23 protein-coding genes are annotated in these 26,240 nt (G+C 31.8%); all 23 read left to right on the forward strand.

The features are described 5' to 3' along the window. Nucleotides 1-87: 87 nt before the first annotated feature. A complete protein-coding gene (locus ACTNBA_RS01130; RefSeq protein ID WP_441071879.1) occupies nucleotides 88-1,611 on the forward strand; it encodes a YifB family Mg chelatase-like AAA ATPase in 1,524 nt (507 codons plus the stop codon). Between the two features lie 18 nt (nucleotides 1,612-1,629). Continuing rightward, a complete protein-coding gene (gene dprA, locus ACTNBA_RS01135; RefSeq protein ID WP_441071881.1) occupies nucleotides 1,630-2,709 on the forward strand; it encodes a DNA-processing protein DprA in 1,080 nt (359 codons plus the stop codon). A 181-nt stretch (nucleotides 2,710-2,890) separates the two neighbouring features. Continuing rightward, nucleotides 2,891-4,975, forward strand: coding sequence for a type I DNA topoisomerase (gene topA / locus ACTNBA_RS01140; protein WP_441071883.1), 2,085 nt, complete (start codon nucleotides 2,891-2,893; stop codon nucleotides 4,973-4,975). 232 nt (nucleotides 4,976-5,207) lie between these two features. Continuing rightward, a complete protein-coding gene (gene codY, locus ACTNBA_RS01145; RefSeq protein WP_035132780.1) occupies nucleotides 5,208-5,984 on the forward strand; it encodes a GTP-sensing pleiotropic transcriptional regulator CodY in 777 nt (258 codons plus the stop codon). 441 nt (nucleotides 5,985-6,425) lie between these two features. Continuing rightward, complete coding sequence (gene rpsB / locus ACTNBA_RS01150) at nucleotides 6,426-7,127, forward strand: 30S ribosomal protein S2 (protein WP_035132782.1); 702 nt, start codon at nucleotides 6,426-6,428, stop codon at nucleotides 7,125-7,127. A 128-nt stretch (nucleotides 7,128-7,255) separates the two neighbouring features. Beyond that, nucleotides 7,256-8,176 (forward strand): translation elongation factor Ts, encoded by a 921-nt coding sequence (tsf, locus tag ACTNBA_RS01155; RefSeq protein ID WP_035132784.1) that lies wholly within the window; start codon nucleotides 7,256-7,258, stop codon nucleotides 8,174-8,176. Between the two features lie 192 nt (nucleotides 8,177-8,368). Beyond that, complete coding sequence (gene pyrH, locus ACTNBA_RS01160) at nucleotides 8,369-9,091, forward strand: UMP kinase (RefSeq protein ID WP_035132786.1); 723 nt, start codon at nucleotides 8,369-8,371, stop codon at nucleotides 9,089-9,091. Between the two features lie 17 nt (nucleotides 9,092-9,108). Continuing rightward, nucleotides 9,109-9,666 (forward strand): ribosome recycling factor, encoded by a 558-nt coding sequence (gene frr, locus ACTNBA_RS01165; RefSeq protein WP_035132788.1) that lies wholly within the window; start codon nucleotides 9,109-9,111, stop codon nucleotides 9,664-9,666. 90 nt (nucleotides 9,667-9,756) lie between these two features. After that, nucleotides 9,757-10,515, forward strand: coding sequence for an undecaprenyl pyrophosphate synthase (gene uppS / locus ACTNBA_RS01170; RefSeq protein WP_441072144.1), 759 nt, complete (start codon nucleotides 9,757-9,759; stop codon nucleotides 10,513-10,515). Between the two features lie 15 nt (nucleotides 10,516-10,530). Next, entirely contained in the window at nucleotides 10,531-11,325 is a 795-nt protein-coding gene (locus tag ACTNBA_RS01175; RefSeq protein ID WP_441071886.1) for a phosphatidate cytidylyltransferase, read from the forward strand. 284 nt (nucleotides 11,326-11,609) lie between these two features. Next, nucleotides 11,610-12,764, forward strand: coding sequence for a 1-deoxy-D-xylulose-5-phosphate reductoisomerase (locus tag ACTNBA_RS01180; RefSeq protein WP_441071888.1), 1,155 nt, complete (start codon nucleotides 11,610-11,612; stop codon nucleotides 12,762-12,764). A gap of 64 nt (nucleotides 12,765-12,828) precedes the next feature. After that, on the forward strand, nucleotides 12,829-13,830 hold the full coding sequence (rseP, locus tag ACTNBA_RS01185; protein WP_441072146.1) for an RIP metalloprotease RseP: 1,002 nt from the start codon (nucleotides 12,829-12,831) through the stop codon (nucleotides 13,828-13,830). 9 nt (nucleotides 13,831-13,839) lie between these two features. After that, a complete protein-coding gene (gene ispG, locus ACTNBA_RS01190) occupies nucleotides 13,840-14,889 on the forward strand; it encodes a flavodoxin-dependent (E)-4-hydroxy-3-methylbut-2-enyl-diphosphate synthase (RefSeq protein ID WP_441071890.1) in 1,050 nt (349 codons plus the stop codon). A 15-nt stretch (nucleotides 14,890-14,904) separates the two neighbouring features. Further along, entirely contained in the window at nucleotides 14,905-19,236 is a 4,332-nt protein-coding gene (locus tag ACTNBA_RS01195; RefSeq protein WP_441071892.1) for a PolC-type DNA polymerase III, read from the forward strand. A gap of 121 nt (nucleotides 19,237-19,357) precedes the next feature. After that, nucleotides 19,358-19,489 (forward strand): hypothetical protein, encoded by a 132-nt coding sequence (locus ACTNBA_RS01200; RefSeq protein WP_441071894.1) that lies wholly within the window; start codon nucleotides 19,358-19,360, stop codon nucleotides 19,487-19,489. 271 nt (nucleotides 19,490-19,760) lie between these two features. Further along, on the forward strand, nucleotides 19,761-20,222 hold the full coding sequence (gene rimP / locus ACTNBA_RS01205; RefSeq protein WP_441071896.1) for a ribosome maturation factor RimP: 462 nt from the start codon (nucleotides 19,761-19,763) through the stop codon (nucleotides 20,220-20,222). A 16-nt stretch (nucleotides 20,223-20,238) separates the two neighbouring features. Beyond that, nucleotides 20,239-21,324: a transcription termination factor NusA gene (gene nusA, locus ACTNBA_RS01210; protein ID WP_035132801.1), complete on the forward strand. Its 1,086-nt coding sequence runs from the start codon at nucleotides 20,239-20,241 to the stop codon at nucleotides 21,322-21,324. A 16-nt stretch (nucleotides 21,325-21,340) separates the two neighbouring features. After that, the gene (rnpM, locus tag ACTNBA_RS01215; protein WP_035132803.1) at nucleotides 21,341-21,610 is read left to right on the forward strand and encodes an RNase P modulator RnpM; all 270 of its coding nucleotides are present in this window, start codon (nucleotides 21,341-21,343) and stop codon (nucleotides 21,608-21,610) included. Next, on the forward strand, nucleotides 21,600-21,914 hold the full coding sequence (locus tag ACTNBA_RS01220) for a ribosomal L7Ae/L30e/S12e/Gadd45 family protein (protein ID WP_035132804.1): 315 nt from the start codon (nucleotides 21,600-21,602) through the stop codon (nucleotides 21,912-21,914). The genes rnpM and ACTNBA_RS01220 overlap by 11 nt, the downstream gene beginning before the upstream one ends. 17 nt (nucleotides 21,915-21,931) lie before the next feature. Further along, nucleotides 21,932-24,016, forward strand: coding sequence for a translation initiation factor IF-2 (gene infB, locus ACTNBA_RS01225; protein WP_441071899.1), 2,085 nt, complete (start codon nucleotides 21,932-21,934; stop codon nucleotides 24,014-24,016). Between the two features lie 18 nt (nucleotides 24,017-24,034). Next, nucleotides 24,035-24,397, forward strand: coding sequence for a 30S ribosome-binding factor RbfA (gene rbfA / locus ACTNBA_RS01230; RefSeq protein ID WP_035132809.1), 363 nt, complete (start codon nucleotides 24,035-24,037; stop codon nucleotides 24,395-24,397). Further along, the gene (locus ACTNBA_RS01235; RefSeq protein WP_441071901.1) at nucleotides 24,387-25,361 is read left to right on the forward strand and encodes a DHH family phosphoesterase; all 975 of its coding nucleotides are present in this window, start codon (nucleotides 24,387-24,389) and stop codon (nucleotides 25,359-25,361) included. Before rbfA ends, ACTNBA_RS01235 begins: the two co-directional genes overlap by 11 nt. After that, nucleotides 25,348-26,235, forward strand: a complete 888-nt coding sequence (gene truB / locus ACTNBA_RS01240) for a tRNA pseudouridine(55) synthase TruB (protein ID WP_441071903.1) — start codon at nucleotides 25,348-25,350, stop codon at nucleotides 26,233-26,235. The genes ACTNBA_RS01235 and truB overlap by 14 nt, the downstream gene beginning before the upstream one ends. Nucleotides 26,236-26,240 lie beyond the last annotated feature (5 nt).

A 26,240-nucleotide genomic window follows, 5' to 3' on the forward strand; every position in this document is an offset into this window, starting at 1 on the left:
AAATTTTTACAAAGTTGATTTATTCTAAATTCAATGGTCAATACTTACACTATTAAAGTTGGAAATTTATATTTAGAGGGTGAAATTATGTCAATTCAAATAAAGACTGCAGCCTTTTCTGGAGTGGAAGGTATATTAATTAATGTAGAGGTAGATATCACCTATGGGTTACCTAATTTTAATATTGTAGGTTTAGGGGATACTGCTGTAAAAGAATCTAAGGATAGAGTTAGATCAGCTATAACCAATTCTTCTTTAGATTTTCCAATTAGTAGAATAACTATAAATTTAGCTCCAGCTCATATACGAAAGGAAGGCTCACACTATGATTTGCCTATAGCTGTAGGAATTCTTTTAGCAACTAATCAACTTTTCTTAGAAGAGCCAGATAATTTTATATTTATGGGTGAGTTGTCCTTAAATGGAAATGTAAATAAAATTAAAGGGGCTCTTCCCATTGTAATTGAAGGTATAAAACATGGCGTAAAGAACTATATAGTACCTATTGAAAATAAAGATGAATGTGCTTGTATTGAAGAAGCCAATATATATCCTATTAGGAATTTGAGTGAGGTAATTCATCTTTTTACTTATAAGGATGTAAAACCCTATACATTTACCAGTAGAGAAAAGTATAAAAATAATAATTGTCCATTAGATTTTGAAGATGTCATAGGACAGCAAGCAGCTAAAAGAGCATTGGAGGTTGCTGTAGCAGGAAATCATAATGTACTTATGTATGGAACTCCAGGATCGGGAAAAACTATGCTGGCAGAGAGGGTTATTTCTATTATGCCGCCTCTTACCGATGACGAAGCTCTAGAGGTTACGAAGATATATAGTATTAGTGGAGAGCTTAAGGAAGAGGGATTAATGGGAAATAGACCATTTAGGAATCCTCATCATACAATTACTAGTACTGCTTTAATTGGTGGTGGCAGAAACCCCTCAGCAGGAGAAGTATCTTTAGCTCACAATGGAGTGTTATTCCTAGATGAAATATTAGAGTTTGATAAAAGGGCTCTTCAAGTTCTAAGACAGCCTTTAGAGAATAAGAGGGTAAGAATTTCAAGAGTAAATGGAACAATAACTTATCCAGCGGATTTTATGCTTGTGGCAGCTATGAATCCTTGCAACTGTGGGATGTATGGAAGTGAAACAAGGTTATGTAAATGTAGTGATAGTGAAGTGAAAAGATATTTATCTAGATTATCTGGACCTTTATTAGAGAGAATAGATATTTTCACTCCAGTAAATTCCATATCCTATGAGACTATAAATAGTGATAAAAAAGAAGAAAAATCAGAGGTTATGGCCCTTAGGATAGAAAGAGCAAGGGAGATACAAAGTGAAAGATTTAGGAATGAACATATAAAATATAATAGCAATATGTCTTCTAGTCATATAAAAAAGTACTGTAAGCTTAATGGGGATTCTAATAGGATTCTTGAATATACCTATAAAAAATACGGACTTAGTACTAGAGTTTATAATAGGATTTTAAAAGTAGCTAGAACTATTGCGGATTTAGATGGTAATAAATCCATAGAAGAAAATCATATTATTGAAGCACTTCAATATAGGAAGTACATAAGGGAAGATATAATATAAAGAATTAGGAGAGTATAGATGGTCGATTTATTTAAATTATGGATTATTACTACGGAAGTATCTAATAATATGAAAAAATACATTTATGATGAATATCATGATTTTGATACCTTGAGAAAAATGGTGATTAATGATAATATGACACTATTGCCTAAAAAAATTGTAGAAAAGTTTCAAAAGTCATATATAAAAATTGAAGAGTTGGCTGCTGAAGAATGTAAATCCATTAAGGATATACATATTTGCACTATTTATGATATGGATTATCCTATAAGTTTACTGCAGTATGAGGATGCACCTTTTGGTATATTTTACAAGGGTAATATTTCAACGGTTAATGAAAAAAAGAATATCTCTATTGTGGGTTCTAGAAAGTGTACTAGATATGGGATAGACGTAACTAATAGTATGGTGGAACAGTTAAGTCCTTATGAAATAAATATTGTAAGTGGTATGGCTAAAGGTATTGATTCTGTAGCTCATAGGGCCGCAATAAAGAACAACATTAATACAATTGCAGTTTTAGGTAGTGGAATTGATGTTATATATCCTAAAGAAAACTATAGACTCTACCATGAAATTTTAGAAAACGGTGGTTGTATAATTAGTGAGTTTCCCTTGGGAACACCACCTTTAAGTAGAAATTTTCCAATGAGAAATAGAATTATTAGTGGTATGTGTGAATTGTTAGTTGTCACTGAAGGCGGAGAAAAAAGTGGGACGCTAATTACTGTAGGAGCAGCTTTAGAGCAAGGGAAAAATATAATTGTTGTGCCAGGGAGTATATTCTCCAGTGAAAGTAAAGGGACCAATAAATTAATAAAAGATGGTGCCTATGTTTATACAGACATAGAAGATGTGTTAAATTTATTGAATATTTCTAGAGTTTCCATAGATAATAAAAATATAACTACTGTAAAAAGCAAATTAGAGGAAAGAATATATCAAGTTATAGATGATAATCCTATACACATTGATAAAATAATTAAATTAGTTGATGTTGACATTAATCGATTATATAAGTTATTATTTGAGTTGCAAGTAAAAGAGGAGATTTTATGTTTAAGTGGAAACTTTTATGTTAGAATTAATAAATAGTTAAAATTTTATGAAATATTTAATAAGGTTTGTATATTATGACTTGCAATGAGATAATAATATTTTAAAATATAGTAGGATGTAGGATTTTATATATAATAAAAAGATTATGAGAAATCTGCATGGTGCTTATAAATATGTAATAAAGTAAAAAATTATAAGCTATAATGGAGGGGTTAGAATGGGGCAAAAATTAGTCATAGTTGAGTCGCCAGCAAAAGCGAAAACCATAAAGAAGTATTTAGGAAAAAATTATGTAGTAGAAGCATCTATGGGTCATGTAAGGGATTTACCTAAAAGTCAGTTAGGGGTAGATATAGAAAAAAATTATGAACCAAAATACATAACTATTAGAGGTAAAGGGGAACTTTTAGATAAGATTAAGAAGCAAGCTAAAAAAAGTGAAAAAATATATCTTGCTACTGACCCTGATAGAGAAGGGGAAGCTATATCTTGGCATTTAGCTAACATATTAAAAATAGACACTGAAGAGTCATGTAGAATAGAGTTCAATGAGGTCACAAAAAGTGCTGTAAAAAATGCCATAAAATCTCCAAGAAAGATAAATGAAAATGTATTTGATGCTCAACAGGCTAGAAGAGTATTAGATAGATTAGTAGGATATGAGATAAGTCCTATACTTTGGAGAAAAATAAAGTGGGGATTAAGTGCCGGAAGAGTACAATCTGTAGCTCTTAGAATAATATGCGATAGAGAAAAGGAAATTCAAGCTTTTGTACCAGAAGAATATTGGACTGTGGAAGCAAAAGTATCTAAATTAGCAGAAACAAAAACCTTTACAGTGAAATTGCATAGTAAAAAAGGAAAAAAAATTATTATAAATAAGGAAGAAGAAGCTAATAATATTATAAAAGTTGTACAGCAAGGTGAATTTGTGGTTAAAGATATAAAAGATACAGCTAAATCTAAAAATCCACTACCACCATTTACTACTAGTACTCTTCAACAAGATGCCTATAGAAAAATAAACTTTTCAACTAAAAAAACCATGGCAACAGCACAACAGTTGTATGAGGGTATAGAAATTAAAGGACATGGAACTATCGGTCTTATTACTTATATGAGAACAGACTCAGTAAGAGTATCAGAGGAGGCTCAGGGAGCTACTCTTGAATTTATAAAAAATATCTATGGAGATAAATATGCACCAAAGGTTAAAAGAGCTTACAAAGGTAAGAAGGGAGCACAAGATGCTCACGAAGCTATAAGACCCACTAATGTAGAGATTACTCCAGAAATTGCTAAGGAAACCTTAAGCAATGATCAATTAAAGCTCTACACTTTAATTTGGAATAGGTTCGTAGCTAGCCAAATGGAGTCTGCAATAATTGATACTACATCAATTTCAATAAGCAATGGGGAGTATTTATTTAAAGCTTCAGGATTTAAGGTGAGATTTGATGGGTTTACTAAAATCTATGCTACAGATAATGAAGATGAGGATGAAAATGCAAAATTACCAACTTTAAATACAGATGAAAAGTTAATAGAAAAATCTGTAGATGGAAAACAGCATTTTACTCAACCTCCAGCAAGATTTTCAGAGGCATCCTTAGTTAAAACTTTAGAGGAAAATGGAATAGGTAGACCGAGTACTTATGCACCTACAATTACCACCTTATTAAGCAGGAAATATGTAGATAGAGAAAAGAAGGTATTATTTCCTACGGAATTAGGATTCATAGTTAATAATATAGTTAGTGAATATTTTAAACAAATAGTTGATGTAGAATTTACTGCTGAAATGGAAAGTAAACTAGACAGCATAGAAGAAGGAAATGCTAATTGGAAATCTGTAGTAGAAGAATTCTTCGTACCACTAAAGGAAGCTATAGAAATAGCCGAAAAAGAAATAGCTAAGATAACTATAGAAGATAAGGTATCTGACATACCATGTGATAAATGTGGAAGACTTATGGTGATAAAACAAGGAAGATTTGGTGAGTTTCTTGCATGTCCAGGATATCCAGAGTGTAAAAATACAAAGACCATGGCTAGAGAATTAGACGTAAAGTGTCCTAAGTGTGGAGGAAATGTTTTAGAAAAGAGAAGCAAAAAAGGTAAGATATTTTATGGATGTGGAAATTATCCGCAATGCGATTTTGTAAGTTGGCATGAACCTACAGAAAAGAAGTGCCCTCAGTGTGGAAGTGTAATGGCTAAAAGATATAGCAAAGCAAAAGGTGATTATTTAGAATGTATTAACTCAGAATGTAAACATAAGGAGTTAACAGATAATAAATAAAATGGGTTATATTAGTTAAAAATTACCTTGAAGTAAAATTTAATTTAAAAATAGGTTAAATATGTCGAAAATTAATAAAAAACATGTTGATAGAATAAATTCTATATGTTATGATGGTATATGGCAACGAAACAATTCTAAAATTTGTGAAAGAAAAGAATATTTTGAATTATTTAAAAGGTTGCAGTGATAAATAGCATTATGAAAAATGAAAAAAGAAGAAGGAGGAATAGTGATGTCATTATTAGAAAAAACAAGAAAATTAAATAAGATTTTACAAAAGTCAGGTTCAGAACCAGTAGTTTTTGATGATATATGTGAACTTCTAAGTGAAGTGTTAGATTGTAATGTATATGTTATTAGTAGAAAGGGGAAAGTTTTAGGATATAATCTTTCCTATGGATTTGAATGCGATAAAGTTAAAGAACAAGTAGTTGAAAATAAAAGATTTCCAGAGCAATATAATGCTAAACTGCTAAATATAGATGAGACAAAGGCAAATATGCCAAGCAGTGGTATTTGTGTATTTAATGGAGAAGTTCAATGTGACTTTAAAGATATGTTATCAACTATAGTTCCTATTAATGGGAATAGAGAAAGATTGGGAACTTTATTGTTATCAAGATTTTCTAACCAGTTTACTGAAGATGATTTAGTTATTGCAGAATATAGTGGTACTATTGTAGGAATGGAAATGTTAAGAGCTAAGACTGATGAAATAGAAGAAGAAGCAAGAAAAAAAGCTATAGTTCAATTAGCAATAGGAACATTATCTTATTCAGAGTTAGAAGCCGTAGAACATATATTTAATGAACTTGATGGTAGTGAAGGACTTTTAGTTGCATCTAAAATAGCAGATAAGGTTGGAATAACTAGATCTGTTATAGTAAATGCTCTTAGAAAGTTTGAAAGTGCTGGAGTTATAGAATCTAGATCTTTAGGAATGAAGGGTACTCACATAAAGATTCTAAATGAGAAATTAATAGATGAATTAAATAAGCTTAAATAATTTAATACAATATGTAGAAAAATATTAAAAATAAAAATCCTGATAAAGGATTTTTATTTTTAATAAAGAGGATTCTTTCAATACTCACATGTATTTTAAAAGTTTTCTAGGAAACTTTTAAAATAGTTGTCTAGTTAAACAGTTATAATGTAAACTATTTGTTCTATCCATGCGGGTTTCAGGGATCTATCTTTTAAAATTCTAGAATTAATATATATTAATTATGAAAAATTATAATTATTGTATTAACAGAATTTTAAATAATAAAAATTTAAAATTAACCTTGTTATTTAGAAATAAATTTGTTGAACATTGATTTTCTATGTGATATAATACACAAGGTAAGAAAATACACACACTACTGAATTTATTAAAAGGTGCTTTAAGGAGTATTTAATAAAAATGATGGTAGTGGAGGAAAAAACCAGGAGGTATATTAAAATGGCAGTTATTTCAATGAAACAATTATTAGAAGCAGGTGTTCATTTTGGACATCAAACAAGAAGATGGAACCCTAAAATGGCTCCATACATCTTCACTGAGAGAAATGGTATCTATATCATTGACTTACAAAAAACAGTTAAGAAAATTGATGAAGCATATGATTTCATAAAATCAGTATCAGAAGAAGGAAAAGATATATTATTTGTTGGAACTAAAAAGCAAGCTCAAGAAGCTATCCAAGAAGAAGCTATCAGATCAAGCATGCATTTTGTAAACAACAGATGGTTAGGTGGAATGTTAACTAACTTCAGAACTATTAAAACAAGAATAGGTAGACTTGAAGCTTTAGATAAAATGGAAGAAGATGGAACATTTGATGTTCTTCCTAAAAAAGAAGTTATTCAACTTAAAAATGAAAGAGAAAAATTAGAAAAGAACCTTGGCGGAATTAGAAACATGGATGCTAAGAATATTGGAGCTTTATTTATAGTTGATCCAAGAAAAGAAAAAAATGCTATACTTGAAGCTAAAACATTAGGAATTCCTGTAATAGCAATAGTTGATACAAACTGTGATCCAGATGATGTTGACTATGTAATCCCAGGAAATGATGATGCTATAAGAGCAGTTAAATTAATAACTGAAAGATTAGCTGATGCTATAATTGAAGCAAGACAAGGTGAAGAAGTAGCTGAATAATATAGCAACTTTCTAAGTAAATTTCAAACAGCCTCATCTATGGTTGTAAAACATATGAAATTTTAAAGGTAGATGAGAGAGAAATCTTTCATTTACCTTTTTGTTAGGAAATTAAAGGAGGAATAAAGATGATAACAGCAGCAATGGTAAAAGAGTTAAGAGAAAGAACTGGATCAGGAATGATGGATTGTAAAAAAGCTCTTAGCGAAACAAATGGAGATATGGAAAAAGCAGTAGAAGTTTTAAGAGAAAAAGGATTAGCAGCAGCAACTAAAAAAGCTGGAAGAATAGCAGCTGAAGGTATAGTTACTACTTATATATCAGAAGATATGAAAATAGGTTCTGTAGTAGAAGTTAACTGTGAAACTGACTTCGTTGCAGCAAACGATGACTTTAAAGCATTAGCAGCAAATGTAGCTAAAATGGCAGCAACTACTAATGTAACTACTGTAGAAGGATTATTAGCAGAAAAATATGTTGGAGATGAAAGCATAACTCTTCAAGACGCTGTTACAGCTCTAATTGCAAAATTAGGTGAAAACATGTCTGTTAGAAGATTTGAAAAGTTTGTAGTTGACAATGGAATAATTCAAAGCTATATCCATGGAAATGGGAAAATAGGTGTTTTAGTTCAATTAGCTTGTGAAAAACAAGATGAAGTATTAAAAACAGTTGCTAAAGATGTAGCAATGCAAGTAGCAGCAGCTAACCCATTATTCTTAAACAAAGATCAAGTAGACAATGAATCTTTAGAAAAAGAAAAAGAAATTTACAGAGTTCAAGCTCTTAACGAAGGAAAACCAGAAAACATAGTTGAAAAAATGGTTATGGGAAGAATAAGCAAATACTACAAAGAAGTTTGCTTAGTAGATCAAGTATGGGTTAAAAATGGAGATTACACTATAAGCAAGTATCTTCAAGAAGAAGGAAAGAAACTTGGAGCAACTATGGAAGTTGTTAAGTTTGCAAGATTTGAAAGAGGCGAAGGAATCGAAAAGAAAGAAGAAAACTTTGCTGAAGAAGTTCAAAGACAAATGCAAGGAAAATAATACAAGATAATATTAAAGAGAACCTAGGTTCTCTTTTTTTAAAATCTACATGTATTATAATAATTATGTAACTAGAGAAAGTCATATTTACATTGAAGTATCTAATGTAATTTCTATGGTTAATTTTAGTTATTAATTGATTAAATACAAAAATATGGTGTAAATATATTGAGTTGGAGGTATAATATATATATGGAAACTGCGAAATATAAAAGAGTCATGCTTAAACTTTCAGGAGAGGCATTAGCGTCAGAGAAGGGGTATGGCATTGATTTTGATACAGCGAACACTATTGCTTTACAAATTAAGAAGTTAGTTGAAATGGGTGTTGAAGTAGGTGCAGTTGTTGGTGGCGGCAACATATGGAGAGGTAGAAGTGGTGAAGGCATGGATAGAACTACCGCGGACTATATGGGTATGCTTGCTACATGTATAAATGCTTTAGCATTACAAGATTCCTTGGAAGCTATAGGTGTTAATACAAGGGTTCAAACAGCTATTGAAATGAGAGAAATAGCAGAGCCTTACATTAGAAGAAGAGCAATGAGACATCTTGAAAAGGGAAGAGTTGTAATATTTGCAGCAGGAACAGGAAATCCATATTTCTCCACAGACACTACAGCAGCTTTAAGAGCAGCAGAAATAGAAGCTGAAGTTATTTTGCTTGCTAAAAAAGTTGATGGGGTATATGATAAAGATCCTCATAAACATGAGGGTGCAGTTAAGTTTAATAATTTATCTTATATTGAGGTATTAGAAAAAGGATTGCAGGTTATGGATTCTACTGCTACATCCCTATGTATGGATAATCAAATACCTATTCTAGTATTTGGTTTAGATGAGCCTCATAATATTATAAGAGCGGTAAAAGGTGAAAATATTGGTACTTTAGTATCATCTAATATATGTAAATAATTGATGGAGGTAATTTTATGGTAAAAGATATCATTAAAAATGCTGATGAGAAAATGAACAAAACTATTTTAAGCTTACAAAATGAGCTTGGAACATTAAAAGCTGGAAGAGCAAACCCTACAATGCTTGATAGAATATTAGTAGAAAGTTATGGAACAATGGTACCTCTTAACCAAGTAGGGAACATATCTGCTCCAGAGCCAAGAGTTCTTCTTATTCAACCATGGGACAAAAGTTGCATGAAAGATATAGAAAAAGCAATTTTAAAATCAGATCTAGGTATTAATCCTAGTAATGATGGTCAGGTTATTAGACTAATTGTTCCAGAATTAACTGAAGAGACTAGAAAAAATTTAGTTAAATCAGTTAAAAAATGTGGTGAAGATGCTAAGGTTGCTATCAGATCCATAAGACGTGATGCAAATGATAAGATTAAAAACTTAAAGAAGAATAGTGAAATCAGCGAAGATGAATCTAAAAAAGCTGAAGATCAGATTCAAAAAGAAACTGATAAGTTTATCAAATTAATTGATAAGGCTATAGAAGAAAAAGAAAAGTCAATAATGTCAGTATAATATGTAAGATAAAACCTGCAAATATTGCAGGTTTTATTATTATGTATTTGTGATATAATAGCATCATGATTACTTGAAATGGAGAGGTATATTTTGGATATATTTAAGTTTAAAAAAGACACAATTAAAGAAAAAATACAATTAGATATGGAACGAATCCCTGCCCATATAGCTATAATTATGGATGGGAATGGTCGTTGGGCTAAACAAAGAAAACTTCCAAGAACTATGGGGCATAGAGCTGGTATGAAAAATATTAAAATGATGGTGGAGGAGTCTAGTAATCTGGGAGTTAAATATTTAACCTTATATGCTTTTTCAACAGAAAATTGGAAGAGAACAAAAGAAGAAGTAGGAGCTTTGATGGACTTAGTAGTAGAGTTTATAAATAAGGAATTTGAGGAACTACATAGAAATAATGTGAAACTTAATTCTATAGGAGATATAAGTAAACTTCCTGAAAAATCAAAGGCTGCCGTAGAGGATGCAATGTATAAAACTAGAAATAATACAGGTTTAACTCTTAACATAGCCTTAAATTATGGAGGAAGAGATGAGATTGTAAAAGGGGTTAAGGAAATAGCCAAGGAAGTATTAGAAGGAAAGTTACAAATAGATAACATAGATGATAAGATCATATCAGACCATTTGTATACTAGTGGTATGCCAGATCCTGATATTATTATAAGGCCTAGTGGAGAATTAAGACTTAGTAATTATTTATTATGGCAAAGTGCTTATTCTGAATTTTGGTTTTCCAATATAAATTGGCCTGACTTTACAAAAGAAGATTTGAGAAGAGCGATTGGTGATTTTCAAAAGAGAGATAGAAGATTTGGTGGAGTATAGTAAGAGGTGAGGCAAATGAATAAAAGATATATAGGGGCAATGATATTAGCTCCTCTATTACTATTTATATTTTTAGGGGGGTATTTTTTAAAGATTTCTGTAGTTTTATTATCCCTTGGTGGAATGTATGAATTTTATAAGGTAAGCAAAGTGGATGGATATAAACCTATATCTATAGTAGGATATTTATTATGTTTACTTTATTATATCTATTTAGGACATGGATTTAATTTAAACGTTGCTGTGGGTGTATTTATCCTTGTAGTATTCCTTTTAATGATAGTTCCTGTATTTGATACTGGTAGAAACTTCATTGATGTAGCATTGACCATATTACCTTGTTTTTATGTAGGCATATTTTTTAGTTTTATATTATTACTCAACAATATGGAAAATGGTAACTTCTTCATATGGCTTATATTTATATCCTCATGGGGATGTGATACTTTAGCTTATTATTTTGGTAGATATCTCGGAAAACACAAATTAAATCCAAGGGTTAGCCCTAAAAAAACCATAGAGGGAGCCATAGGTGGACTTATAGGAAGTATTTTAGGATGTACAATTTATGGATATATCATAACTAAATTTGGAGTAGTAGTCCCACTATATAACTATATGATAATTGGTCTATTAGGTGGAATTTTTGGGCAGTGTGGAGACTTGGTGGCATCTTCAATAAAAAGACATGCGGGTGTTAAGGATTACTCAAATTTGATTCCTGGACATGGTGGTATATTAGATAGGTTCGATAGTATATTGCTAGTATCTGTGGTGGTATATTATTATATTAATATTTTTGTAGCGTAATTATAAGAAATTATTAAGGTATTATTAATTTAAGGGATTTCTCAAAAAAATTACAAGTCTTTAAGTACTGAGCAGGAATAAGATAAGTGATGCTCAACATTTACTTAAGAGTAGCTTGTTTTGGGAAATCCCTTTTAAAATTTTGATTCTTTAAAATTAATTTAGCTATTAGTATTAAAATTATTTTAGCTATTAGTATTAAAATTAATTTAACTATTAGTATTTTGTATTATTACATATTATAGGGTATAATGTTTTTAGATAAAATTAAAGGAGCGTTAACAGTGAAAAACATAAGCATACTTGGAGTTACTGGTTCCATTGGAACACAGGCGTTAGATATAATAAGAAATAAAGAAAATAAAGTAAACCTAATAGGGGTTACAGCTCATAGAAACTTTAAAGGATTAGTGGATATTATAGAAGAGTTTAGTCCAAAATATATAGGTATAACAGATAAGAAATGTTATGAAGCTATAAAGGAGTACTGTGAAAGAGAAAATAAACAAGTAAACCTATTTGGTGGAGAAGAAGCGCTAGAAAAAGTTGCTACTTTAAAAGAAATAGATACAGTTTTGACTTCTGTAGTAGGAATTGCAGGATTGAAACCAACTATTAAGGCTATTGAAGCTAAGAAAAATATAGCATTAGCTAATAAAGAAACCTTAGTAGTTGCTGGAGATATAGTTATGGCAAAGGCAAAGGAAAATGGTGTTAAAATTCTTCCAGTGGATTCAGAGCATGGAGCTATATTTCAATGTATTCAAGGTAATGAAAAAAAAGATATAAATAAGATAATACTTACTGCTTCAGGTGGGCCATTTAGAGGTAAAACTAGAGATGATTTGAAGGGAATTACCCCTAAAGAGGCTCTAAAACATCCTAAATGGAACATGGGAAGAAAGATTTCTATAGATTCGTCAACCTTGGTAAACAAGGGATTAGAAGTTATAGAAGCACACTTTTTATTTGGAGTTAGCTATGATGACATTGAAGTTATAGTTCATCCACAAAGTATTGTACATTCCATGGTAGAGTATAAAGATGGTTCAATTATTGCTCAATTAGGAAGCACAGATATGAGGTTACCTATCCAATATGCCTTAAGCTATCCTGAGAGAAGGACAGCTATAGCAGATAAGTTAGATTTTAAAACTGTTTCAAGTCTAACCTTTGAACAGCCCGATATAAACACTTTTAGATGCTTAGAATTAGCATTTAAAGCAGGAAAACTTGGTGGCAATATGCCGGCAATTTATAATGGAGCTAATGAAATTGCAGTAGAATTATTCCTGGATGAAAGGATTAAGTATCTACAGATTGAAGAAATAATAGAAGATGCCATGAATAAGTTTCCACATGTGAAAAATCCAGATTTACAACAAGTTTTAGACATAGATAAGCAGGTTAGGGAATATGTTTTAAAGAGATATGTATAAGTGAATATAGTGGAAGGGGAGAAGAATATTGCAAAGTATTATAGGTAATATACCGTATTTTTTAATGGCTTTACTTGCATTTAGTGTATTAATTATAGGTCATGAATTTGGACATTTTATAATGGCTAGAGTTAATGGTGTAAAGGTCCTTGAATTTTCCTTAGGGATGGGACCAAAATTATTTTCTATTAAAGGTAAGGAGACAGAGTACCTTATAAAAGCACTTCCAATTGGTGGCTACGTAAGAATGTATGGAGAAGAGGATGATGTAACTGTAGTTGATGATAGAGCCTTTTCTAATAAGACATCCCTTCAAAAGCTAACTATAGTAGCAGCAGGTCCTATAATGAATTTTATAATAGCTATACTATTCTTTAGCTTAGTAGGAGGAATTAAGGGTCATTCTACTAACGTTGTAGATAAAGTAGTAGAAAATTCACCAGCAATGGAAGTTGGAATACAAGTTGGAGATAAGATTACAGAAGTTAATGGTAAGATGGTTACTACCTGGGAAGAATTTCTTACTGAGATTTTTACAGGAGAGGGAAAGCCTGTTAATATGGAAATAGAGAGAGCTGGACAAAAAATAAAATTTGATTTAGTACCATCCTATAATGAAGGAGAAGAAAGATATCAAGTTGGAATATATTCTAAGGTTGTAAATCCTAACTTTATTGAATCTATAAAATATGGACTTAATCAAACGGGAAGCACCATAAGACAGACCTTTGGTTTTTTTGGTCAACTGTTTAAAGGCAATGTTTCTGCTGATGATGTAGGAGGTCCTATAAGCATTATGAAAATTTCAGGAAGAGCTGCTCAGCAAGGAATTCTTACCCTATTAAATATTATGGCTTTATTCAGTGTTCAACTAGCAATATTTAATGTAATTCCCTTCCCTGCCTTAGATGGTGGATGGATATTCCTATTACTATTCCAGATCATAACTGGTAAGGAAGTAAATAAAGAAAAGGTTGCAACAATTAATTACTATGGATTTTTAGCATTGATGTCTCTTATGGTTTTGGTATTGCTAAAAGATATTATAAATCCTATTCAGTTTTAGGAGGAAATTATGAAGAGAAAAGAAACAAGAAAAGTTAAAGTTGGAGATATATACATTGGAGGAGATTCTAGAATTACAGTACAATCCATGACTAATACAGATACAAGAGATGTATCCTCCACAGTAGAGCAAATTTTAAGACTTGAAGAAAGTGGTTGTGATATAGTAAGATGTGCAGTTCCCGATATGGAGGCTGCAGAAGCTATAAAGGAAATCGTAAAACAAATTCACATTCCTTTAGTTGCAGATATACACTTTGATTATAGATTAGCATTAAAGTCTATAGAAAATGGAGTTTCTAAACTTAGAATTAATCCAGGAAATATTGGTGACATAAGTAGAGTTGAGATGGTGGCGAAAGCTGCAAAAGAAAGAAATATACCAATAAGGATTGGGGTTAACTCTGGATCTCTAGAAAAAGAAGTTTTAAATAAATACGGTAGAGTGTGTAGTGAGGCTTTAGCAGAAAGTGCTCTTAATCATGTGAAAATTCTAGAAGCAGTAAATTTTGAAGATATAATCATATCTATAAAATCTTCTGACGTAGTTCAAATGATAGAGGCTTATAATATAGTTTCTAGTAAGGTTAATTATCCGTTGCACATTGGAGTTACAGAGGCAGGTACCACATGGAGAGGCACTGTTAAGTCCAGCGTAGGTGTAGGAGCACTTTTAGCAGAGGGCATAGGAGATACCTTAAGAATTTCCCTTACGGGAGATGTGGTTGAAGAAGTTAAAGTGGGAAGAGAAATATTAAAATCTCTTGGAATGTTAGAGGATGGAATAAAATTTGTATCTTGCCCAACCTGCGGAAGAACTCAAATAGATCTTATTAGCATAGCAGAAGAAGCAGAAAAAAGATTAAGCCACATAAATAAAAATATAAAGGTAGCTATTATGGGATGCGTAGTTAATGGGCCAGGAGAAGCTAGAGAAGCAGATGTAGGAATAGCTGGTGGTAATGGAGAAGGTCTTATCTTTAGAAAAGGTGAGATTGTAAGAAAAGTAAAAGAAGAAGATTTACTGGATGAATTGATTAAGGAGATTGAAAGTTTATAGATAGGAGGAATCTAAATGACATTGTCAGAACTACTAGGATATGATAGTAGATTGCCTATTTATGAAGATATCATCATAAATAAAGTTCAATATCTAAAACAAAGCGAGATGATTAAGGTAGTATTAAAACATAAGAGTCCCTTAGATGATCCTATGAAGGAGAATATATGTAATCTTATTAAGGATAAACTTTGTGATTTAGGTACTATAGATATCTTGTGGTATAGAGATGTAGAACATGTTGCTTTAGAAGATGTGGTGGGGGAGTATTGGATAGATGTCATTAACTCTCTTGCCTCATCTTTTCCTTCTGCTAAGACTAGTTTACTAAAAGCAGTTAAAAAGCTAGAAAATGACAGAATTAATATAGGTATATCCAATGAATTTATATCTAAGATGCTCTGTCATAAGAATATAGATAGGTTAATACAAAGTGAAATTTATAATATGTTCAACATTAAAGTAGAAGTAAAAATATACTATGATGAATCAGCTATTGAAGAAGATTATATTCTAGAAAAGCAAATTGAAGAAAAGAGAATAGTAAGTGATATTATAGCAAATAGTCCTAAGATTTCTAGTAGATCTAGTGATAAAGCTAAAGAAAAGCCTAAAGAAACTAAGGGAGATAAAAAAGCTAGTCCTTGGAAGGAGAATTATAGAAAGAGCAAAGAGCCTTTAGATGACAATGTGGTATATGGTAATAGAAATATAAATGAAGAAACCACAGAAATGTGTGAATTAAATATGGGTTCTGGGAGAGTAGCTGTGGCTGGAGATGTATTTAAGGTGAATATATTTGAAGCTAAAAGTGGAAAAATATATCCTTCTTTATATATTACAGACTACACTAGCTCTATAACTATAAAAATATATCCAAGAAGTAATGAAGAAGTAGAAAAGCTGCTAGAAGAGTTAAAACCAGGAGTATGTTGCAAGGTTTATGGGGAAGTAGAAATTGATAGATTTTCTAAAGATTTAGTGCTTAATGCAAAGTCTATTGTAAAGTTGAAACCTAGTGAAAGAATGGATGGTTGTGAATTCAAGAGGATAGAGCTTCATGCTCATACTACCATGAGCTCCATGGATGCAGTGGTTACACCTTCAAAGCTTATTGCTAAAGCTGCTAAATGGGGACATAAGGCAATTGCTATAACAGATCATGGAGTAGCTCAAGCCTTTCCAGAGGCAATGGATGCAGGGAAGAAGCATAATATAAAAATTATATATGGAATAGAGGGATATTTAGTTAATGATGGAGTAGGTATAGCTACCGGGTGTAGAGGAATAGATTTTAATAGTTCCTTTGTAGTATTTGATATTGAAACTACAGGATTTTCAAGTCACCAAGATCGCATTATAGAAATAGGAGCTGTTAAAATAGAGAATGGACATGTTATTGATAGCTTTAATGAACTTATAAATCCAGAGATGAGGATTCCATATAAAATAACAGAGCTTACAGGTATAAGTAATGATATGGTGAAGGGCTGTAAAACCATAGAAGATGTTCTTCCTAGGTTTTTAGACTTTGTAGGGAGTTCTGTAGTAGTAGCTCACAATGCGGAGTTTGATACGGGATTTATTAAGTCTAAGTGCAGGAATCTTGGGTTGCAATTTAAAAATGGAATTATAGATACATTACCTTTAGCTAGATTTTTATTTCCACAACTTAAAAAGCATAAGCTTAATGTAATATGTGAACACTTAAAGATATCCTTAGAAAACCATCATAGAGCTGTGGATGATGCTAAGGCTACTGGAGATATTCTTTTAAAATCCTTTGATATGTTAAGAGAGAAGGGTTTTAATAATTTAGATGGAGTTAATAAGGAATATTTAAAATCCTTTGATGTAAAAAAAGCTCCTACATACCATGTAATAATTTTAGCCAAAAACCAGAGTGGATTAAAAAATCTATATAAGCTAATCTCCTTTTCTAACTTAGACTATTATCAAAGACGACCAAGGCTTCCTAAGAGTCTAATAGAAGAATATAGAGAGGGACTTATTATTGGTTCTGCCTGTGAGGCTGGAGAGATATTTAAGGGGGTTCTAGCAGGAAGGTCCCTAGAGGACATGGAACATATAGTAGAATTTTATGATTATTTAGAAGTACAGCCCATTGGGAATAATGAATTTTTAATAAAGAAGAACATGGTTAAAGACGAAGAAGGACTTAGGGATCTCAATAGAAGGGTATGCGAACTAGGAGATTTCTATAATAAAAAAGTAGTTGCCACAGGTGATGTACACTTTTTAGAACCACGAGATGAAGTTTTTAGAAGAATTTTAATGGCTGGAAAAGGGTTTGATGATGCTGATAATCAACCTCCACTATATTTCAAAACCACTACAGAAATGTTAAGAGAGTTTTCATATTTAGGTGAAGAAAAGGCCATGGAAATTGTGGTGGAAAACCCTGAGTATATACAAAGCTTAGTTGGAGAGGTTAAACCAATTCCAGATGAAACCTATGCTCCTAAAATAGAGGGTGCAGAGGATGACATTAGAAACATGACTTTAAATAAAGTAAAATCCATATATGGAGATAATCTTCCAGAAGTTATTCAGAAAAGACTTGATAAGGAATTAAACTCTATTATAAATAACGGATATGCGGTGCTTTATCTTATAGCACAAAAATTAGTGGCAAAGTCTATCAGTGATGGATATCTAGTTGGATCTAGGGGATCTGTTGGATCTTCCTTTGTAGCTACCATGTCAGATATAACAGAGGTTAATGGGCTTCCACCCCATTATGTATGTCCTAATTGTAAAAATAGTGAATTCATTTTAGATGGATCCATAGGTTCGGGAGTTGACTTACCAGATAAAAACTGCGAAAAATGTGGAACTCCTTATATAAAAGATGGTCACGATATTCCTTTTGAAACTTTCTTAGGCTTTGAGGGAGATAAGGAACCAGATATAGACTTAAATTTCTCAGGAGATAACCAAGGTGATATTCATAGATATACAGAAGTTCTTTTTGGAAAAGGTCATACCTTTAAAGCAGGAACCATAGGAACTATTGCAGATAAGACTGCCTATGGATATGTTAAAAAGTATTTAGATGAAAGAGATATAAATACTACTAATGCAGAAATAGAAAGATTAACTATTGGATGTACTGGGGTAAAGAGAACTTCAGGGCAACACCCAGGAGGAATTATGGTTGTACCTAGTGACAATGAAATATTTAATTTTTGCCCAATACAACATCCTGCAGATGATCCAAAATCAGATATAATAACAACTCACTTCGATTATCACTCTATTAGTGGTAGACTTTTAAAACTTGATATACTAGGCCATGACGATCCTACTATGCTTAGGATGCTTCAAGATTTAACTGGAATAAGTCCTCAAAGTGTACCTTTATCAGACCCAAAGGTTTTGAGTCTTTTCACAGGGACAGAAGCTCTTGGCATAACTCCCGAAGAACTGGGTTGTGAAGTTGGATGTTATGGTGTTCCAGAGTTTGGAACTAAATTTGTTAGACAGATGCTATTAGATACAAAACCACAAACATTTTCTGACCTAGTTAGAATTTCTGGTCTTTCTCATGGTACTGACGTATGGCTTAATAATGCTCAATATTATATAAAAGAAGGATATACTACCCTTAAAGATTGTATATCTACCAGAGATGATATTATGGTTTATCTTATATATAAAGGACTTCCGCCCAAGACTGCGTTTACCATCATGGAGAAGGTTAGGAAAGGAAAGGGTGTATCAGAAGAGTTTGAAGCCATAATGAGAGAACATAATGTTCCAGATTGGTATATAGAGTCCTGTAAAAAAATTAAATACATGTTTCCTAAAGGTCATGCTGTTGCCTATGTAATGATGGCTATGAGAATAGCTTATTTTAAGGTTCATCACCCAAAGGCTTATTATGCAACTTATTTTACTGTTAGAGCAGATGATTTTGATGGTGATTTAGTTATAAAGGGTGAAGAAGCAATGAAAGATACTATGGATGAATTAAATGCTTTGGGGAACAATATAGGTACGAAAGAAAAAGGTCTTCTTACCACCTTAGAACTTTGTTATGAAATGTACAAAAGAGGTATAAAATTTCTACCCGTAGATGTATATAAATCAGAGGCAGTAAAATTTACAATAGAAGGAGATAATATAAGAATTCCTTTAAGTGGACTTACTGGAGTAGGGGAAAATGCAGCAAAGGCTATAGCAGAAGCTAGAAATCATGGAGAATTTATATCTAAAGAAGATCTTCGTATAAGAAGTAAAGCTACAAAGACGGTAGTAGAAGCTTTGGCAAATCACGGAGCCATAGGGGATTTACCAGAAACAAATCAATTAAGTCTTTTTTAACAACTGTTTATTTAAATAATTTAAGTTAGGTGCCATTTCATTAACAGAGTTCTTAGCTTCTTTGAAGCTTAGAAATCGTTATCCAGGGACGTAGTAGCTCTTTACTCCAATTTTAAATAAAATGGGAGTATTAGAGATGGTAGTCATCGGCATAAATACCTCAAAGGAGCTAAAACCATTGCATATTGAAAATAGCTATGATATAATTGTACTTAATGAGCTAGTTATTATGATAATCTTTGAGGGAGAGTAGGATTTATGCCTACTCTCTATTTATTAAAACGCAACCCCAAGTTGCGTTTTAATTATAAAGTGAACCTTAGTTTGAACTAAGGTTTTACATCTCACTAAAGCTAGTTGAACTCATACCTTAAAGGGTACTGTGGTAATGTAAATATTATCCCATGACTATTTGACCAAATACTTTCAACTTCATAAAAAGATGGAAGTTGTGTAGCAATAAAAAATATTAAGTTTATTACTAAAGATTTAAAGTAAATATAATAAAAAGGAGGAAATGTATTATGAACAGTAGCGGTGTTGTGGAAAAACTCCATAGTAAAATTACTAATATAGTAGAAAAACTCGGATTTGAACTTTATCACTTAGAATATGTACGTGAAGGCGGACAAAATATTTTAAGAGTTTTTATAGATAATGAAAAAGGCGTTGCTTTGGATAACTGTGTAGAAGTAAGTAAGGCTGTTGGAGAAATGCTAGATAAAGAAGATCCTATAACAGAAGAATATAATTTAGAAGTATCATCTCCAGGTATATTTAGAACCTTATATACAAAAGAACATTTTAATAAGTATATAAATCATGATGTAGCTGTAAAACTTTCAGCATTATTTGAAGGAAAGAAAAAATATGAAGGGATATTGAAGGGGATTGATAGCGAAAACTTAATGTTAGAAATCAATGACAATGAAGTTGCAATACCAATGTCAAAGGTTTCTTTAGTTGCGTTAAACCCAACTTTATAAGGAGGATATAAATATAATGAGCACCGGATTTAAGGAAGAATTTATAGATGCTGTAAAACAACTAGTTGTTGAAAAAGGAATTAGTGAGGAAATGCTTTTTACTACTATAGAGGATGCTTTAGTAGCAGCATATAAGAAAAATTTTGCAAAGTCTCATGCCAAGGAACAAAACGTAAGAGTATGGGTTAATAGAGATACAGGAGAAACTCATGTATACTCATTAAAAGAAGTTGTAGAAGAAGTATATGATGATGTAATAGAAATATCCTTAGAGGATGCTAGAGAAATCAGTGCCAAATATAACTTAGAAGATATTGCGGAAATTGAAGTTACTCCAAGAGATTTTGGAAGAGTTGCCGCTCAAGCTGCGAAGCAAGTTGTTATTCAAAGAATTAAGGAAGCTGAAAGAACTCTTATATATAATGAATTTATAACTAAGGAATTTGACATAATAACAGGTATAGTTCTAAGAAAAGATAGAGGAAATGTATTTATAGATCTAGGTAAACTAGAAGCTGTATTAGGCCCAAATGAGCAAATGCCAGGAGAATCTTATATATTTAATGAGAAATTAAAGCTATATATAGTAGAAGTAAAGAAAAGTTCTAAGGGACCACAAATTGTAGTTTCAAGAACACACCCAGGCCTTGTAAAAAGATTATTTGAGTTAGAAGTTCCGGAAATATACAGTGGAATTGTAGAAATAAAAAGTATAGCTAGAGAAGCAGGTTCAAGAACTAAAATAGCTGTATGGTCTAATGATGAAGAAGTAGATCCTATGGGAGCTTGTGTTGGACCTAAAGGAATTAGAGTTCAAAACATAGTAAATGAACTTAGAAATGAAAAGATTGATATAATAAAGTGGAGTAAGTTACCAGAAGAGTATATTGCTCATGCGCTAAGTCCAGCTAAAGTTCTATCAGTTGATGTAGATGAGGATGGAAAGAGTGCTAAGGTTGTAGTAGATGATAATCAATTATCATTAGCCATAGGTAAGGAAGGTCAAAATGTTAGATTAGCAGCAAGACTTACTGGATGGAAAATAGATATTAAGAGTAAGAGTCAAGCTGAAAGCTTACAAAACGAAGAAAGTAACCTTTAAAGGTAGGTGATATTTTATGAAGGTAAAAAAGATACCTCAAAGAATGTGCACAGGATGCATGGAAATGAAACCTAAGAAGGAACTTATAAGAGTTGTTAAAAATAAGGAAAATGAGATATCTATAGATTTACATGGTAAAAAACCTGGTCGTGGAGCCTATATCTGCAGAAATATTCAATGTTTAGAAAAAGCCGTAAAGACTAAAAGACTAGAAAGAAATCTAGAAACTAAGATAAATGATGAAATATATGATAAACTAAAGGAAGAGATAGTTAATGCAGAATAAATTTTTAAGTTTTCTAGGGATTGCAAAAAAATCTAGAAACTTAGTAGAAGGATATAATGGATGTGAAGAAGAGATAAAAAGAAATAAAATCCATCTATGTATTTTATCCTTAGAGTGTTCAGAAAACACTAAGAAAAAATTTGAAAAATACTGTGATGACAGAAGAGTGCCTGTAATAGGAAATATACCTAAAAATGAATTGGGTATGGCCATAGGTAGAGAAGAAATCAATGTGTTAGCAGTAAGAGATGAAAAAATTTGTGAAAATTTAATAAAGTTATGGAAAGAGAATTACGGAATGTAAATTCGGGGGTGAAAGTTTTGTCGAAAATAAGAATATATGAGTTAGCTAAAGAATTAGAAGTTACAAACAAGGAACTTATAAGTGTATTAATGGAAGAGTTCGGTGTAGAAGCTAAGAATCACATGAGTGTCATCGATGAAGAGGATGCTGATCTTATAAAAGAGCTATATGAAGAACAGAAAAAAGAAGCAGCTGAAAAGAAAGAAATCATTGAAGAATATGAATCAAAAATCAATGAAGATATAAGTAAGCAGCAAAGAAAAAATAGCAAAATGAGAAAAGGCGGAAATAAGAGAAACGAAGAAAAAGTTGATGAAACTCCAGATGAAGTAATCGAAATGGAACAAACTATCGTTGTAAAAGACTTAGCTGATAAGCTAAAAAAACCAGTGGTAGAAGTTATAAGAGCTTTAATATTCCAAGGAGTTATGGCAAGTGTAAACCAAGAGATTGACTTTAACACAGCTGAAAAGCTTGTAGATAGCTTTGGATCTATTGCAGTATTAAAAGAGCAAAATGTTGGTGACATTGCTAAAGAACAAGAGGATGAGATTGATGAGATAGAAGACGAAGCATCAGAAGCAAAAGAAACTAAAAGACCACCAATAGTTACAGTAATGGGTCACGTTGACCACGGTAAGACATCATTACTAGATGCAATAAAGAAATCTAAAGTTACAGCAACAGAAGCTGGTGGAATTACTCAACACATAGGTGCTTATACTGTAGATGTAAATGGTGAGAGAATTACCTTCCTTGATACTCCAGGTCACGAAGCTTTTACTTCTATGAGAGCTAGAGGAGCTCAAGTTACAGATATAGTTATATTAGTAGTAGCAGCAGATGATGGAATTATGCCACAAACTGTTGAAGCTATAAATCACTGTAAAGCTGCAGAAGTACCTATGATTATAGCTATAAATAAAATGGATAAAGAAAGTGCAAATCCAGATAGGGTTAAGCAAGAGTTAACAGAATATGGATTAGTATCTGAAGATTGGGGTGGAGATACTATATGTGTACCAGTATCTGCTCACACTAAGGAAGGCTTAGATAATCTTCTTGAAATGATTACAATAAATGCTGAAATGTTAGAATTAAAAGCTGATGCTAACAGAAGAGCTAAAGGAACAGTTATAGAAGCTAAATTAGATAAAGGTAGAGGACCTGTAGCTAGTATACTAGTTCAAAATGGAACTTTAAAATCAGGAGATTCTATAATAGTTGGAACTACTTATGGTAGAATCAGAGCAATGATTGATGATAAAGGTAAAACTACAAAAGCAGCTGGCCCTTCTATGCCAGTAGAAATATTAGGACTTTCAGAAGTTCCAGCAGCAGGAGATAGATTTACTGTTGTTAGAGATGAAAAGACAGCTAGAATAATGGCAGAGTCAAGAAAAGAAAAGATTAGACAAGATCATTTCCAAACCTCTAATAGAGTGTCTATGGAAAATCTATATAACCAAATCCAAGAAGGTAAGGTTAAAGAATTAAGCGTAATAGTTAAGGCTGACGTTCAAGGTTCAGCAGAAGCTGTTAAGCAATCCATAGAAAAGCTTTCTACAGATAACGTAAAAGTTAGAGTTATCCACGGAGCAGTTGGAGCTATAACTGAAACAGACGTATCTCTAGCTTATGCTTCCAATGCTATTATTATTGGTTTCAACGTAAGACCAGACAATAATGCTATTACAGTTGCAGAAAGAGATAACGTAGAAATTAAAACTTATAGAATTATCTATGATGCATTGGATGATATTAAATCAGCAATGATTGGTATGCTTGAACCTGAATACAAAGAAGTTATTACTGGACGTTGTGAAGCAAGACAGGTATATAAAATTTCTAATGTTGGAACTATAGCAGGATGTTATGTTCTTAATGGAAAGATAACAAGAAACTGTAAAGTTAGAGTACTAAGAGATGGTATAGTAATTACAGAATCCACTCTTGCATCTTTAAAGAGATTTAAAGATGACGTTAAAGAGGCAGCAGCTGGATACGAATGTGGACTTAGCATTGAGAAATTCAATGATATAAAAGAAGGAGACATTATAGAAGGCTATATCATGGAAGAAATTAAACCAAAACAATTGTAATAGGAAGGAGTGATCTCCATGGCTAACTATAGAGGCGGCAGAATCAATGAAGAGATAAAAAAAGATGTTAGCAACACTATTCAAAACAAAATAAAGGATCCTAGACTTACAGCAATGGTAAGTGTAACAGATGTAGAAGTAACAAGAGACTTAAGCTATGCTAAAGTATTTGTTAGTATATTTGGTACAGAGGATCAAAAGACAGATGCTCTTAAAATTCTTAAAAGCTCAACAGGTTTTATAAGAAAAGAGATAGGAAAAAATGTTAAGTTAAGACATGTTCCAGAAGTTATCATAGAGTTAGATACAACTTTAGATAAAGCTAATCATTTAGAGTCTTTATTTAGAAAGATAAAGGAGAATGATTCTAATGATAACTAGGAATATAGTAGATATCATAGAGAAAAGTAATTCCATAGGAATTACTTTTCATCAATCACCAGATGGTGATTCTCTAGGAAGTGCCACAGCCCTACTTCAAGGGCTGAGGGCACTTAATAAAGAAGCATATATACTTTCTAAGGAGAAAGTTCCAGATACTTTTGAGTATTTGCCTTGTAGTGAGGAAATCACAGGTTTACTTCAACAGGTAAAGGATGGTACAGATTTAATAATTGTACTAGATTGTGGAGATTTCAAGAGAATAAATGCTAATTTAGATGCGGAGAATAGGCAATATAAGCTTGTAAATATAGATCACCATCTAAGTAATGAAAAGTATGGTGATTTTAATTATGTGGATATAAATTCTTCAGCAGTTGGAGAAATAATTTATGACCTATTAAATCAGTTAAAAGTAGATATTACAAAGAATATAGGTAAATCAATTTATACTTCTATTTTAACAGATACAAGTTCCTTTAAGCATTCTAATACTACAAGCAGAACTCATGAGATAGCTGGTGAAATTATTAAAACTGGAGTTAACTTTAATAAAATTCAAAGACAAGTCTTTGAAAATAAAGAATTTAATAAAGTTAAGTTCTTTGGAAAAGTCATCGATACTTTGACATTACATCTAAATAATAAAGTTGTATTTATGGAGATTAATGATGCTATGCTTAATGAAGTAGGCTTAGAATCCATGGATTCTTCCGAGGTTATTCACTTTGGAACTATGATAAGTGGAGTAGAGGTAGTAGCTTTATTTAAAGAAAGTAAGGGTGGAATAAAAGTAAGCTTAAGGTCTAAAGAAATAGTTGACGTTAGTAAAGTAGCGGAAAATTTTAATGGTGGAGGTCATAAAAGAGCTTCTGGTCTTTTTTGTGAAGGTTCCATCAGTGAAGTAAAGGATAAAATATACAAAATATTAGAAGAAGAGTTGATATCTTATGATAGAAAATAATAAACCCTTTGGAGTTTTAAATATAAATAAACCTCTTGGCATTAGTTCCTTTGACGTAGTGAGAAAAATAAAAAAGCTAGCTAAAGAGAAGAAAGTTGGACATGGGGGTACCTTAGATCCAGAAGCTTGTGGTGTGCTTCCAGTATGTATAGGAAGAGCAACAAAGGCCATAGACTTTATCATGGAAGGTGAGAAAGAATATATAGCAAAGGTTAAATTGGGAGTTGTCACAGATACTTACGATAGAGAAGGAAAAGTACTTCGTGAGAGTAAGGTAGATTCTACAGAAGAAGAAATTACTAAGGCTATAAATAAATTTGTAGGAACTATTGCCCAGGTTCCACCTATGTATTCTGCTCTTAAACAAAATGGGAAAAAACTTTATGAGTTAGCTAGAGAAGGAAAAGAAGTCTATAGAGAGCCAAGGACAGTTACTATCCATAGTATTGATATATTATCCATAGATAGCCCTATAATCCACATAAAAGTTAGATGTTCTAAAGGAACTTACATAAGAAGTTTATGCTATGATATAGGAGAAGAACTTGGTTGTGGAGCTATGATGTGGGAGCTAGAGAGAACAGCTACTGGTCCTTTTACTATAGATAGGAGTGTGGAACTAAAAGATTTAACAGAGGATAATATAAATAATTATATTATTTCCTTAGATGAAGTATTTAGTAAGTTTCCTAAACTTGTAGTTAATGAAAAGTTTGAAAGATTAATATTAAATGGTGTAACCATAAATGATAGAACTCTTTTAAATAGAATTGAAAAGTTTTGCAAATATGCAGTATATAACAATTCAAATAAGCTTATAGGAATTGGAGCAGAAAGCGATTCAGGATTTAAATTAATAAAACTTTTTCTTTAGGGGAT

Origin of the sequence: Clostridium sulfidigenes (assembly GCF_052067195.1) — a bacterium.
Classification (GTDB): domain Bacteria; phylum Bacillota; class Clostridia; order Clostridiales; family Clostridiaceae; genus Clostridium_J; species Clostridium_J sulfidigenes.

Excerpts from the sequence above, each read along its gene's own strand:
- ACTNBA_RS01130 (WP_441071879.1), top strand. The coding sequence starts at position 88 with ATGTCAATTCAAATAAAGACTGCAGCCTTTTCTGGAGTGGAAGGTATA.
- dprA (WP_441071881.1), top strand. The coding sequence starts at position 1,630 with ATGGTCGATTTATTTAAATTATGGATTATTACTACGGAAGTATCTAAT.
- topA (WP_441071883.1), top strand. The coding sequence starts at position 2,891 with ATGGGGCAAAAATTAGTCATAGTTGAGTCGCCAGCAAAAGCGAAAACC.
- rpsB (WP_035132782.1), top strand. The coding sequence starts at position 6,426 with ATGGCAGTTATTTCAATGAAACAATTATTAGAAGCAGGTGTTCATTTT.
- tsf (WP_035132784.1), top strand. The coding sequence starts at position 7,256 with ATGATAACAGCAGCAATGGTAAAAGAGTTAAGAGAAAGAACTGGATCA.
- pyrH (WP_035132786.1), top strand. The coding sequence starts at position 8,369 with ATGGAAACTGCGAAATATAAAAGAGTCATGCTTAAACTTTCAGGAGAG.
- frr (WP_035132788.1), top strand. The coding sequence starts at position 9,109 with ATGGTAAAAGATATCATTAAAAATGCTGATGAGAAAATGAACAAAACT.
- ACTNBA_RS01175 (WP_441071886.1), top strand. The coding sequence starts at position 10,531 with ATGAATAAAAGATATATAGGGGCAATGATATTAGCTCCTCTATTACTA.
- rseP (WP_441072146.1), top strand. The coding sequence starts at position 12,829 with ATGGCTTTACTTGCATTTAGTGTATTAATTATAGGTCATGAATTTGGA.
- ispG (WP_441071890.1), top strand. The coding sequence starts at position 13,840 with ATGAAGAGAAAAGAAACAAGAAAAGTTAAAGTTGGAGATATATACATT.
- ACTNBA_RS01195 (WP_441071892.1), top strand. The coding sequence starts at position 14,905 with ATGACATTGTCAGAACTACTAGGATATGATAGTAGATTGCCTATTTAT.
- ACTNBA_RS01200 (WP_441071894.1), top strand. The coding sequence starts at position 19,358 with ATGGGAGTATTAGAGATGGTAGTCATCGGCATAAATACCTCAAAGGAG.
- rimP (WP_441071896.1), top strand. The coding sequence starts at position 19,761 with ATGAACAGTAGCGGTGTTGTGGAAAAACTCCATAGTAAAATTACTAAT.
- nusA (WP_035132801.1), top strand. The coding sequence starts at position 20,239 with ATGAGCACCGGATTTAAGGAAGAATTTATAGATGCTGTAAAACAACTA.
- rnpM (WP_035132803.1), top strand. The coding sequence starts at position 21,341 with ATGAAGGTAAAAAAGATACCTCAAAGAATGTGCACAGGATGCATGGAA.
- ACTNBA_RS01220 (WP_035132804.1), top strand. The coding sequence starts at position 21,600 with ATGCAGAATAAATTTTTAAGTTTTCTAGGGATTGCAAAAAAATCTAGA.
- rbfA (WP_035132809.1), top strand. The coding sequence starts at position 24,035 with ATGGCTAACTATAGAGGCGGCAGAATCAATGAAGAGATAAAAAAAGAT.
- ACTNBA_RS01235 (WP_441071901.1), top strand. The coding sequence starts at position 24,387 with ATGATAACTAGGAATATAGTAGATATCATAGAGAAAAGTAATTCCATA.
- truB (WP_441071903.1), top strand. The coding sequence starts at position 25,348 with ATGATAGAAAATAATAAACCCTTTGGAGTTTTAAATATAAATAAACCT.